This window comes from Blautia marasmi (genome assembly GCF_900258535.1).
GTDB lineage: Bacteria > Bacillota > Clostridia > Lachnospirales > Lachnospiraceae > Blautia > Blautia hominis.
In genome coordinates, this window is record NZ_OIWX01000001.1 from 3,960,104 (window position 1) to 3,973,198 (window position 13,095).

Here is a 13,095-nt window from a genome sequence, read left to right on the forward strand (position 1 = left end):
CTTTTTTTTCTGGGTTTGATATAATAGAGAAAGCGCGAGGAGGAAACCACAATGGAAGAGACGAAACATGTCCATACACACAGTCTTCCTGACGGAACGGTGATTGAGCATGTGCATGAAGATGCCGGCGCACAGGGACACCCCCATTCCCATACGCATACCCACACCCATACGAAGGCAGTGCTGAACCGTTTGTCAAGAGCGATCGGTCATCTGGAATCTATCCGCCGTATGGTGGAGGATGGCAGGGACTGCAGCGAAGTGCTCATACAGCTCTCGGCAGTGAAGGCGGCGATCAACAATACCGGAAAGGTGATCCTGCAGGATCACATTGAGCACTGTATCGTGGACGCGGTGGAGAGCGGGGATAAAGAAGCCCTGGAAGAATTAAATAAAGCCATTGACAGGTTTATGAAATAAGGTATAAACCCCAGTGGGAAAGGAAAGAATCATGAGTGAAGAAAAGAAACAATGCGACAGCAAGAGCTGTGATAAAAAAAGTTGTGAGGGATGCAGCCATGCAAACGGCGGCGGAATCCCAAAAGAAGAGTTGAATGCATTTTCCGAAATTAAGAAGGTAATCGGTGTTGTCAGTGGAAAAGGCGGCGTAGGCAAATCTTTTGTCACCGCGTCACTGGCAAATGAGATGGCATCCAAGGGATACCGTGTAGGTATTCTCGATGCGGATATCACAGGGCCTTCCATCCCGAGAATGTACGGGATCAAAGGTTCCGCTACCGCAGATGACAATGGTATATATCCGATTCTGACAAAGAATGATATTAAGATCATGTCCATCAATCTGCTCTTGCCCCAGGAGGAGGCTCCGGTTATCTGGAGAGGCCCGATTCTTGCGAATATGGTAAAGCAGTTCTGGACGGATGTTATATGGGGCGAACTGGACTATCTGTTCGTGGATATGCCTCCGGGAACCGGAGATGTTCCGCTGACTGTATTCCAGTCTCTTCCGGTAGATGGAATTGTCATTGTGTCATCTCCGCAGGATTTGGTGCATATGATTGTGAGAAAAGCTTACAACATGGCCAAGATGATGAAGGTTCCGGTGATTGGCCTGGTGGAGAACTACAGTTTTGTCAAATGTCCTGACTGTGGAAAAGAGATCCATGTGTTTGGTGAGAGCAAAGTAGATGCCATCGGTGCAGAGCTGGGTGTGCCGGTAATTGCCAAGATGCCTTTGGAACCGGAGCTGGCTGCAACTGTGGACGCCGGCGGATATGCGGATGTGATCAACGAATATCTTAAGGATTCCTTAAAATATCTGCCGAAAGCCTGAGCGGACGGCTGATACAGTGACAAAATTTGAGTCTCTGATTTGGGAATATTTCTCCGAGTAAAATGATAACTGGTATATCATGGATAAACGGAGACGTCAAACTGCACAGAACAGACAAGTTTCGACAAAATATTTCCTGTTTATTTTGCTAAAAAACGTGCTGAAATGGAGGTTTTTGGTACATGTGGAAAAATCTTGTCAAATTCTTGACAAATATAGGCAGAGCTGTCATAATACGTCCTAACAATAAAGAATCAAGACATAACTATAATATCAGTTGGCGTGTTGTTTCTTAAAGAAAGGATGGTAAATATGGTACAACGCCAGATTAGGTTAAATGAGACAGGCGACGTTAAGGAGTTTGTCACTGAGGCCAGTAAATGCGAATTTGATATCGATGTTTTTTACAACAGAGTCATCATTGATGCGAAGTCAATCCTTGGAGTTTTAAGTATGGATTTGACACGTGTGCTCACTGTGAGATGTAATGGGCATGATGAGAAATTCGATAGATTTCTGGACAGATATGCGATTGCTTAGAGGGGGATTTCTCGGGAACTGATAATTTTATATGTTATTTTGGGGCGGAAGACACGAATTGTGGGCTTCCGCTTTTTTTGGGTTGAATGGGGAGAGCGGACGGGGAAGCATGGCGGATGCGGGAGGGGGACGGGATTGCCTGTGAGCGATGCACTCCGCTGGCAGCCAGCTAACCTGCTCCCAGTCACTAAGTTCATCGCGAGAGCGCTCTTCACTAAGTGTCTGGGGCAGGTGGATCTGGCAGCCGCTCCGTGAAACACCGCTCACAGGCAATCCCGTCCCCCTCCCGCATCCGCCATGCTTCCCCTGGGGTTGGCTGTGGAACAAAAAAAGATGTAGAATGAGGGGGGAAAGTGGCTGCGGAAGTGAAGAGTTGTGGTATGGGAGGATAAATGGCTGCAGAAGAAAAAAGATGAGGTATGAGAGGAAACAAATTGGTTGAGGAAGAAAAAAGATGAGGTATGGGAGGAAATAAGTGGCTGAGGGAGAAAAAAGGTGAGGTATGGGAGGAAATAAGTGGCTGCGGAAGTGAAAAGATGAGGTATGGGAGGACAAGTGGATGCGAAAGGAAAAAGATGAGGTATGGGAGGACAAGTGGCTGAGGAAGGAAAATGATGTGGGATGGGGTTGGGGATGTACAGGAACATAGGTTCTGTGTTAGAATGTGGGTATGAGTGAGATGAAGGAAGTTATTCGGATATCGGTTAGGAATTTGGTGGAGTTTATACTGCGCAGCGGGAATTTGGATAATCGGAGGACAGTGTCTGCGGACCGGGAGGCTATGAGGAAAGGAAGTAAGGTGCACCGGAAGATCCAGAAGCAGATGGGGTTGTCTTATCGGGCGGAGGTTCCGCTTTTGTGGGAGGAAGAATTTGAGGAGTTTGTTGTCCGGCTGGAAGGCAGGGCGGATGGTATCATAGAGGAAAAGGATGGGGTTACGATTGACGAGATTAAGGGTGTTTATCGGGACCTTGAATTTTTGGAGGAGCCGGTGCCGGTTCATCGGGCACAGGCTATGTGTTATGCTTATATTTATGGGACGCAGAAGGAATTGGAACGGATCGGGGTGCAGATGACGTATTGTCAGCTGGAGTCAGAACAGGTGAAGCGGTTTCGGGAAGAGTTGTCCATGTCTGCACTGAAAAAGTGGTTCTCGGATTTGATGGCGCAGTATTATAAGTGGGCTTATTTTCAGTATAGAAGAAGGATTGAGCGCAGGGAATCTATGCAGGGATTGGAGTTTCCTTATGAATATCGGGAGGGGCAGAAGGAACTGACGGCTGGGGTTTATCATACGCTCAGGAATGGGAAACAGTTGTTTATTCAGGCTCCTACCGGGATCGGAAAGACTATGGCGGCCCTTTTTCCGGCAGTGCGGGCTGTGGGGGAAGGATATGGGGATAAGATCTTTTATCTGACGGCTAAGACGATCACCAGGACTGTGGCCGAGGAGGCGTTTTCTATTCTGAAGGGCAAGGGATTGTCCTATAAAACGCTTACAGTCACTTCTAAGGAGAAGATGTGTCTCATGGATGAGGTGGAGTGCAATCCGGAAAAGTGTCCCTATGCGGAGGGGCATTTTGACAGGGTAAATGATGCTGTGTATGAATTGCTGACAGAACAGGATACTTATCAGAGAGAGGAACTGCTTGAACAGGCCAGGAAGTGGCAGGTGTGTCCCTTTGAAATGTGTCTGGATACCTCTACCTGGGTGGATGCGGTGATCTGTGATTATAATTATGTGTTTGATCCCAATGTGTATCTGAAGCGTTTCTTTGGAGACGGGGTGAAGGGGGATTATCTTTTTTTGATCGACGAGGCCCATAACCTGGTAGACAGAGGGCGGAATATGTACAGCGCTGTTCTGTGTAAAGAGGATTTTCTGGAAGTTAAGAAAGTGGTGAAGGAGCACAGCAGGAAGCTGGAAAAGATTCTGGAGAAGTGTAATAAGGTTTTGCTGGAATATAAGAGGGAGTGTCAGGATGAGTACCGGGTGATGGAGAATATAGGGGCACTGGCACTGCAGCTTATGAATCTTTTAGGGGAGATGGAAAACTTCCTGGAGAGGGAGCAGGAGGAAAAGGTGCGCCGTACGGTGCTGGAGTTTTCTTTTGCAGTGCGGCATTTTTTGAATATGTATGATCTGCTGGATGAGAATTATGTGATCTATACGCATCATGGGACAGAGGGTAGGTTTTATCTGACTCTGTTTTGCGTAAATCCAAGGGTGAATCTTCAGGAATGCCTGAATAAGGGGAGGGGGACCGTATTTTTCTCGGCTACGCTTCTGCCTTTGGGATATTACAGGTCGCTGTTCAGTACAAGGGAGGATGACTATGCCATCTGTGCCAAATCCCCGTTTCCCAGGAAGAACCTGAAGCTTATGATCGCAAGGGATGTGAGCAGTAAATATACCAGACGCGGGGAGGAGGAGTATGGGAAGCTGGCACAGTATATTCTGCAGACGGTGACTGTTAAGCAGGGGAATTATATGGTGTTTTTTCCTTCTTACAGGATGCTGCAGGATGTGTATGAGATTTTTGAGGAGAAGAGTTCAGGGATGGAGCTGCAGTGTGTGCTGCAGTCCGGGAATATGACTGAGGGGGAGAAGGAAGAGTTTCTGGAACGGTTTGAGGGGGAATCGGATGGGACGCTGGTGGGATTTTGTGTGATGGGCGGGATTTTTTCGGAAGGGATAGATCTGACTGGGGAGAAGTTGATCGGGGCAATCCTGGTGGGAACCGGACTGCCGCAGGTGGGATATGAGAGGGAGATATTGAAGAATTATTATGATGAGAAGAACAGGGCCGGGTTTGAGTACGCGTATCGGTATCCGGGGATGAATAAGGTGCTGCAGTCTGCAGGAAGAGTGATTCGGACGAAGGAGGACAGAGGGGTGGTGCTGCTTTTGGATGAGAGGTTTTTGCAGAGGGCTTATAAGGAGTTGTTTCCGGAGGAATGGGGAGGGTATGAGGTTTGTTCGTTGGAGGATGAGAGGGGGAGAGTTGAGGCGTTTTGGGCGTGATGTGGAAGAGATGGCGGACGGGAATGGCTTCCTCTGGACCAACCGGGTCAGGTGGATCTGCTGTGTTGCCACATGAATCAACCGGGGCAGGTGGATCTGCTGTGTTGCCACATGAATCAACCGGGGCAGGTGGATCTGCTGTGTTGCCACATGAATCAACCGGGTCAGGTGGATCTGCTGTGTCGCCACATGAATCAACCGGGGCAGGTGGATCAGTTGTGTCGCTTCGCCGTTGAAAACAGGGAACAGGATAAGAAATCCTGCTCCCTGTTTTTTTACGATAAAATCGGTTTCGCCGGTGTGGGATTTATCGTCAGCTCTTGTGAAGATGCGCCCCGTCCCCCCAATCTCTCCAAAAGAATAGATAACATTATTTCACCCCGTGACCATTTTCTGTCTGTGTCTGTGGGGTGTTTTTTGTGGGAAGAGGAGCAAAAAATCGTGGGAAAAATGTGAAAATAATAACAGGGAGGGGCGGGTGTACAATATGCATAATGTGGCAAGGTTGCCACATCTTTGAAATCTGGTAACTATTAACGAAAATATTTTTGAGGGTTGAAATCTGTAAATGTATGGTTATATAATACGAAATATAAGGGAGAAAACAGAAAAAAGTGTAAAAAGTATACAAAATTTGTAAAAAAGAGGTGAAATTAGAAGAAATGCTTGAAAATCTGGAATGTGAAAAAATTTCATATAAAACAGATGAAAATGTGAAAAAAATCACAATGAAAAGGATAGCGGAGGAGGCCGCTGTGTCAGTTTCCTGTGTGGCAAGATGTGTGAACAAAAGCGGATATGTGGCGGAGGAGAAGAGGCGGAGGATCTGTGAGGTGATGGACAGGCTGCATTATATTCCGAATCAGCAGGCAAAGTGTCTGCGGGATGGGTGCTCTAAACTGATCGGGCATATCCATGTGACTTCGGAAGAGAATATTTTCTTTACTAAGATAGCGGCTACCATTGAGAAGGAGAGTTTTACCAGGGGATATAAAACGATCTCTATTGCTTTTGAGGAGGGGAATATGGAGATGGTGGAGAACCAGCTTAGGGATCTGCTGGCTTACCGGGTGGATGGCATCATTCTCAACCCGGGTATCAACGGGAAGATCGTGCAGGAACTGGGGGAGAAGGTGAAGGGGCTGACCATTCCCACGGTGATGATTGAGAGACCTGCGGATGTGTATGAGGTGGAAAAGGTGTTGGTGGATAATACGGAGGGAAGTTATATTGCCACGGAGAGACTGCTGGCAGCAGGGCACAGAAAAATAGTGTATCTGGGAAGGGAGTCTGAGGAGCCTGTGGAGCAGGAACGTTATCACGGATATGTGCAGGCAATGCGCGGGGTGGATGATGCTTATGTACAGAGGCATTCTTATTTTACACAGGAGTATACGGTTGAGCATGGATTTATGAAATGTATGGAGATTCTGGAAAAGATGGGGGAGGATATGCCCACTGCCATTTTTGCATCATCGGATATTTTGGCAGCAGGAGTGCTCAGGGCACTGTATGAGAAGAAAATCAGGGTTCCGGAAGATATCTCTGTGATCGGATATGATGATACCATTGCAAAGTTTCTCTCCCCGCCCCTTTCCACCATGCGGCTGCCGGTCCGGGAGATCGCGGAGGCGGCTGTGGATGCGCTGATCACAAAACTGGAGAAGCCGGGGGGAAACAGCGGGAACAGAACGGTTAAGATCGGACCGGTGTATGTGGAACGGAATTCCGTCAGGGACCTGAACCGGAAATGAGGACGAAGATTGGAGAAGGAAGGATAGGATGACTGATAAAGGAAGGAAAAATAAGAAAATAGGGATGCAGATTTTGGACAGACATACACCGCTTCTCATGCTGCTTCCGGCAGCAGCGGCTGTCACGCTGGTATCTGTGTACCCCACATTAAAGACTATGTGGCTGTCTTTTTTCGATAAGCAGCTTTTGAAAAAAACGGTATCTTTCATAGGACTGTCCAATTATGCGGCGGCTCTTAAAAATCCGGATACCTGGCAGGTAATACTTAATACACTGTTTTTTTCGGTGGTGTCCCTGATCTTAGGTGTGGCTCTGGCCATGTTTATTGCGGTGAAACTGATCAAACCCTATCCGGGGCGGGGGTTTTTCAGAGCTATGTTCCTGATCCCGTGGGTGACGCCTCCTCTGGTGGCCTCCTTTGTGTGGAGGACCATACTGAGCGCCAACTTCAGCCCTCTGAATTCTATTCTGCTGAAGCTGGGGATCATTAAAGTGCCGGTCAGTTTTTTGGAGAGTACACAGACGTATTTCGGTTTCCTTTCTGTGCCTCTTATTATGATCACGCTTATCAATGTGTGGTCCATTTTTCCTTTTCTCATGGTGATGTTTATAGCCGGACTGCAGACTGTGCCAAAGGAATTGTACGAGGCAGCCACCATGGATGGAGCAGGGAAGATCAAGAGCTTTTGGAAGATCACGGTACCGTGTATCAGGCCGGTCATATCTGTATCCGTGCTTTTGGAGCTTATCTGGCAGTTCAATAATTTTAATATTAGCTATATGGTAACCCAGGGCGGGCCTCTGGGGCTTACAAAACTGCTTGCCGTGGAGGTTTACCAACAGGCATTTACAAACTTCAGGTATGGATATGCGTCAGCCGTCAGTGTGCTCATGATGTGCATTGCACTGGTGCCCGCAGTTATTTATATCCGCTCATCTCTGAAAGAAATAAGCTGACAGCAGGGGGAATAGTATGAGGAAAAAAGTTAAGAAAACAGGGGAGATCTTTGGACATTATCTGTCCTTGATGATCATCAGCGCGTTTGTACTGCTTCCATATTATTGGATGGTGGTGACAGCGGTGAAGCCCACAGAGGAAGTTATGGTTTCCCCGGCAACGCTTTTGCCGTCCAGGATCTCTCTGGATAATTTCAGCAGAGTCTGGCAGTCAATACCGCTTGGAACATATATGAAAAATTCCCTGGTGGTGTCTGTGGCAGTCACTGCGGTGAGCGTGGTTTTTGCCACCCTGTGCGGATACAGCATCAGCAGGTATATCAGGAGGAGGGCGCAGAAAGTCTCCCTTGTGCTGATGCTCTGTACACAGTTGATACCGGGGATCGTAACCATGATAAGCCTCTATTTCATTATGTTCAATATGGGAATGACAAATACATACAGAGGGCTTATCATCGCATATACCGTGTGGGCGGTTCCCTTTTGTACCTTGATGATCAAGGGATACTTTGACGCTGCCATTCCCAGGGAGATTGAGGAGAGCGCCCGTGTGGACGGCTGCAGCCAGTTCGGAACATTTTTCAGGATCTGTCTGCCGATTTCCGTGCCGGGGATCATCTCCACTGCCATATTTGCATTTATACTGGCCTGGAATGAATACATGTGGGCAAGTATCCTTTTATCAGGCAATAAGCTGAAACCTGTGTCAGTCGGTGTCTATGATTTCATTGGACAGTACGGCGCCAATACCAAACTGGCACTCACCATGACGGCGGGAATCTTCATCACACTGCCGGCGGTAATAATCTTTGCGTTTCTGCAGAAATATCTGATCAGCGGGCTAGCTGCGGGAGCGGTCAAAGGTTAATATAACGTAACTATTCAGTAGGTCTGCGCATTCACTGCGCTGACCGTAAGAAAGCATTCCGCAGCCAAGCAAAAATCCCATCGCCAAAGGCGATTCTGCATGGATTTTTGCCTGTAACGGTGAGGGTACTAAACAGTTACAATATAACAAACAAACAGGAGGAAAAAAGAATGAGAGAAAAAAGATGGCTGGCACTTGGTCTGACAGCAGCGGTGACAGCGGGGATGCTGTCCGCATGTGGGCAGGAGGCCAATCCCGGGACAACCGGAACAGAGAAACCGGAAACAGAAAAAACAGAGACAGAGGGACAGGACCAGGACGAAGAAGACCGTACGGCAGGGGAAAAACCGTACGAAGGAACAGAACTCACTTTCTGGATGCAGAGTTACGGCAATGATCCGTCCAATCAGACAAAAGCCATGGACAAGGTGACTGCAGACTTTTTCGAGAAGACAGGGATCCAAGTGAATTATGTGATCAATGACTGGAGCAGTGCCAATCAAAAACTGACCCTTGCCTGCACCGGCGGGGAGGCGCCGGATGTTGGGGATGTGTTCTTTACCAATTCTTTTGTAGAGATGAGCTCTGAGGAATACGGGCTTATGGAGATCAATGACGTGATCGAGGAACTGGGCGGGGAGGAGACCTGGTATTCCGCAGGAAAGGATGAGGCCTGTGTGGATGGGGACTGGTATGGGGTTCCCTGGAGATTTGATACACGGGCGCTGATCTATAACACGGAGGATTTTGAAGAAGCAGGAATCACAAAAGCCCCGGAGACATGGGAGGAATTGATCGAGACTGCCGAGAAACTGACAAAGACTGATGAGAGCGGAAATATCACCCATGCGGGACTTGCCTGGTATTCGGATATGGGGCGGTATGACCAGTCCTGGTTTTCCATGCTGGCCCAGTGCGGCGGGAAGATGATGAGTGAGGATTTTTCGGAGTTTACCTTCGACAGTGAGGAGGGTAAGAAATCGCTGCAGTTTTTATCTGACTGTATTAACAAATACAATATCTGCAACAGCAGCGTGGACGCTTCCTATGATGCTCTGACTGAATTCATGGGCGGCAATGTCTCCATGGTGTTCGGCGGTGCGGCGGACAACAGAACATCCATTCTCAGCTCCGCACCGCAGATGGAGGGCAAATTTGCGGCAGCACCCCTCCCAACCGCAACCGGGGCGGAAAATGAAAACCATGCCATTGCGTTCTCGGCTCCCATTGCAGTTTTCAAGACGACAGAATATCCGGAAGCCGCCAAGGAATGGGTGAAATACTTCTGCAGTGAGGAAGTACAGCTCTATTTAAGCAAACAGCTTTCTCTTCTGAATTCTAATGTAAATGTTATGAAAGATTCTTATTTTACAGAAGATGCATGGCTGAATGCCTATGTGGAGACGTCAAAGCGCTCCCAGGCAGGCGATATGCCGCTCACAACCTGGAGCCAGCTGGATGCATGGCCCGACGGACCTATCCCGAAAATGTGCTCAGAAGTTGTAAACGGCACGGATATAGACAGTGCGATTGAGAAATGTATGAAAGGCCTGCAGGAAATCGGATTTTAACCGCATCAGAGAAATAAGGCCATTCCATACGGAAGAAAGAAAAGAGAGGACAAGAAATTATGAAAGCGATCATGTATGAGGGACCGAGGCAGTTAAAGGTAATTGAAATGCCGCGGCTGCCCTTGAAAGAAAACCAGATCAGATTAAAAACGATCTGCTCCGGCGTCAGCCACGGAACAGAGATGAATGTGTACAGAGGCCTTGCCCCGTTTTTCAGAAAAAAGCAGGACCCGGCAACGCGCCTGTTTTTGGAGGCAGAACGGGACGAAACATGGGAATACCCGATTAGAAGCTTTGACCCGGGCGTTTGGTATATGGGATACGCTTCGGTTGGGGAAGTGACAGAGATCGGGAACCGGGTAAAGGACATTCAAATCGGGGATGTTGTGGCGTGCAGCGCGCCTCACCAGGAGGAAAATGTGATCCATGAGGAGGATGCGGTGGTTCTTCCGAAAGATATTCCACCGGAAAAAGGCATCTTGCTTACCAACCTGATCACAGCGTATAATGGGATCATGGACACGCATATCAACCTGGGGGATGTTGTGGTGATCAGCGGACTGGGCGTGCTGGGACAGCTTCTGGTACAGATGGCGCGCATGAGCGGCGCGCACAAGGTGTATGGAATTGATATGATAGAAAAGAGAAGGGCGGCCGCCCTGGAAAACGGATGCGATGAAGTCTTTGATCCATCCGCAAGCGATGTGGCCCTGGAGATACGCAGACGTACTGGCTGCAGAGGGGCAGACAAAGTGATTGAAGCATCCGGAAACGGAAAAGCCCTCAATGAGGCCATACGCATTGCAGCGCCGGAGACTACAGTGACGGCACTTGCCTGGTACCAGGGCGCGCTGGCTGACGTGAACCTGTCGGAGGAATTCCACCACAACCGCATAGGCATAAAACAGTCCCAGACAGGAGCTGTGGACCCGTCCTTTTCCAATCTGTGGAATTACGGGCGGAGAGTGGAGACCTGTATCGAGATCTTAAGACATCTGAAAACAGATAATCTCATGGACCGGTTTGTATATGAAGACATTGCCAAAGCGTACAGGATCATTGACAAAGAGCCCGGACAGGTCATACAGGTTATGCTCACTTACTGACAAAAGGAGGAAAAAAATTGAAAATTTCTGTGTGTGTGGACGCAGTCTATGCCGGGGAGGACATCAAAGCTGCTATTGATGACGTGCTGGCAAATGGGCTTGATACCATTGAATTTTGGGGCTGGGAGGATAAGGATATACAGGCGCTGGAGGAATATCAAAGGGAAAAAGGATTCCGTGTGGCGGCTTTCTGCACAAAATTTATCAGTCTCACAGACCCGGGTCTTCGGGATGATTATGTGAAAGGCCTGGAGGAAACTTTGAAAATAGCGGAGCGTTTAAACTGCAGATGTCTGATAACACAGACAGGAGCAGATACGGGGGCGGAACGAATGCTCCAGAGAGAGTCCCTGATCCAAGGACTGAAGGCCTGTGCTCCGCTTCTGGAGAGGCAAGGTGTCACATTGGTAGTGGAGCCTCTGAATGTAAGGGTGGACCATCCCGGCTATTTCCTTTCTGCATCCGGGGAAGCGGCAGAGATCATAAAAGAAGTGGGAAGTTCAAATGTAAAAATGCTGTTTGACATTTATCATCAGCAGATCACAGAAGGGGATTTGATCCGGAGGATCCGGGAATATCTTCCTTATATCGGTCATTTCCATGCTGCGGGCAATCCGGGACGGCATGAGCTATATCAGTCGGAAATCAATTATCCGTATGTTTTTCAGATGATAGGCCGGGAGGCATATGACGGATACATAGGGCTGGAATATTTTCCGGAGGATGCGCCGGGGGCAGGGTTTGCCTATGCAAAGAAGGTGGCAGAATGCAAAGCGTGAGAACAGCGGTGGTGGGATGTGGTGTGATCAGCCAGGTTTACCTTCAGGCATTTCAGGAAAGATTCCGTATCATTGAGCTTGCCGCCTGCTCTGATATAGATAAGGAAAAGATGGAGCGCACAGCCGAATCCTATAATATCCGTCCCATGCAGTGGCAGGAGATCCTGGAGGACAGGAGCATGGAACTGGTGGTGAACCTGACAAATCCGGCGGTGCACTATCCCCTTACGCTTCAGGCTATAGAAGCGGGGAAACACGTATTTTCCGAAAAAATGCTGGCAGTTACTTTTGAGGAAGGGCGTGAACTGTGCAGCCAGGCGGACAGACATCAGGTCCGTCTGGGGGCAGCACCTGACACGTTTCTGGGCGGCGGCATCCAGACGGCTGCAAACGCGGTGCGCTGTGGGATGGCAGGGGAGATCCTCAGCGGCGTGGTCTCCCTCACAAGGGATTACAGAGTTCTGGGAGAGATCCTGCCCCATCTGAACCGGAAGGGAGGTTCCATTCTGTATGATATGGGCTGTTATTACCTGACGGCTTTGTGCAGCATACTGGGACCGATCCGGAAGATCAGCGCTTTCGGAAGAAATACAAATCCTGTGCGATTGGGAAACCGGGTGGGAGGTCCGCTGTTTGAGAAGGAAATTGTGGTGGAGGACTGTAATGTACTCACGGCTCTGCTGGAATTTGCCTGTGGGACACTGGTCACCTTCCACTTAAATGGGGCGTGTATTGCGGATGAAACATTTCATCTGGAGCTTTGCGGCAGCAAAGGGATCCTGCGGCTGGGAGACCCCAATACCTTTGACGGGAAAACAGTCCTGCAAAAAACAGGCAGTCCGCCTGTCACCCTCCCTTACACACATGGGTATCAGGAGCAGTCAAGAGGACTTGGGGCAGCGGAGATGGCCTGGGCCATCCGGAAAGAAAGGCCCCACAGAGCCGGAAAAGAGATGGCGCTCCATGTGTTGGAGGCAGCCCAGGGGATGACAAAGAGCCTGGAAACAGGCTGTATTTATACTATGACAACTGCATTTTCCATTCCGCAGCTCCTTCCTGAGGGGTATATCGGAAAGGGATTTTGGGGACATACGGAGGAAACTGCACTGCTTTGACTTGACCGTTCCCTTTTAGAAACGTATAATATATACATTCCCCCGGATATTCCAGTCAGGATAAAGGGGAAAGGATTTGTATTTC

General features: G+C 48.8%; 12 protein-coding genes. All 12 read left to right on the forward strand.

Annotation, left to right across the window (positions count from 1 at the left end; genetic code table 11):
• The first annotated feature begins 51 nt into the window (after positions 1-51).
• The 12 genes from C6P39_RS17135 to C6P39_RS17195 all read left to right on the forward strand — a co-directional run bounded on the left by C6P39_RS17135 (position 52) and on the right by C6P39_RS17195 (position 13,010).
• On the forward strand, positions 52-420 hold the full coding sequence (locus C6P39_RS17135; RefSeq protein WP_104804604.1) for a metal-sensing transcriptional repressor: 369 nt from the start codon (positions 52-54) through the stop codon (positions 418-420).
• Positions 421-451: 31 nt separating this feature from the next.
• Positions 452-1,294: an Mrp/NBP35 family ATP-binding protein gene (locus C6P39_RS17140; RefSeq protein ID WP_095171310.1), complete on the forward strand. Its 843-nt coding sequence runs from the start codon at positions 452-454 to the stop codon at positions 1,292-1,294.
• A 312-nt stretch (positions 1,295-1,606) separates the two neighbouring features.
• Entirely contained in the window at positions 1,607-1,834 is a 228-nt protein-coding gene (locus tag C6P39_RS17145) for an HPr family phosphocarrier protein (RefSeq protein ID WP_095171309.1), read from the forward strand.
• A 670-nt stretch (positions 1,835-2,504) separates the two neighbouring features.
• Positions 2,505-4,859 carry an ATP-dependent DNA helicase gene (locus tag C6P39_RS17155; protein WP_095171308.1) on the forward strand — a complete coding sequence of 785 codons (2,355 nt, stop codon included), beginning with the start codon at positions 2,505-2,507 and terminating at the stop codon, positions 4,857-4,859.
• A gap of 150 nt (positions 4,860-5,009) precedes the next feature.
• Positions 5,010-5,315, forward strand: a complete 306-nt coding sequence (locus C6P39_RS17160; RefSeq protein ID WP_158661603.1) for a hypothetical protein — start codon at positions 5,010-5,012, stop codon at positions 5,313-5,315.
• Positions 5,316-5,572: 257 nt separating this feature from the next.
• A complete protein-coding gene (locus C6P39_RS17165; RefSeq protein WP_158661604.1) occupies positions 5,573-6,613 on the forward strand; it encodes a LacI family DNA-binding transcriptional regulator in 1,041 nt (346 codons plus the stop codon).
• Positions 6,614-6,641: 28 nt separating this feature from the next.
• On the forward strand, positions 6,642-7,571 hold the full coding sequence (locus C6P39_RS17170; protein ID WP_095171301.1) for a carbohydrate ABC transporter permease: 930 nt from the start codon (positions 6,642-6,644) through the stop codon (positions 7,569-7,571).
• Between the two features lie 16 nt (positions 7,572-7,587).
• Positions 7,588-8,439, forward strand: coding sequence for a carbohydrate ABC transporter permease (locus C6P39_RS17175; RefSeq protein WP_104804607.1), 852 nt, complete (start codon positions 7,588-7,590; stop codon positions 8,437-8,439).
• Positions 8,440-8,609: 170 nt separating this feature from the next.
• Positions 8,610-10,010, forward strand: a complete 1,401-nt coding sequence (locus C6P39_RS17180; RefSeq protein ID WP_104804608.1) for an ABC transporter substrate-binding protein — start codon at positions 8,610-8,612, stop codon at positions 10,008-10,010.
• Between the two features lie 59 nt (positions 10,011-10,069).
• On the forward strand, positions 10,070-11,116 hold the full coding sequence (locus tag C6P39_RS17185) for a zinc-dependent alcohol dehydrogenase (protein ID WP_242987069.1): 1,047 nt from the start codon (positions 10,070-10,072) through the stop codon (positions 11,114-11,116).
• 17 nt (positions 11,117-11,133) lie between these two features.
• The gene (locus tag C6P39_RS17190; protein ID WP_104804609.1) at positions 11,134-11,895 is read left to right on the forward strand and encodes a hydroxypyruvate isomerase family protein; all 762 of its coding nucleotides are present in this window, start codon (positions 11,134-11,136) and stop codon (positions 11,893-11,895) included.
• Entirely contained in the window at positions 11,883-13,010 is a 1,128-nt protein-coding gene (locus tag C6P39_RS17195) for a Gfo/Idh/MocA family protein (protein ID WP_104804610.1), read from the forward strand. Before C6P39_RS17190 ends, C6P39_RS17195 begins: the two co-directional genes overlap by 13 nt.
• Positions 13,011-13,095 lie beyond the last annotated feature (85 nt).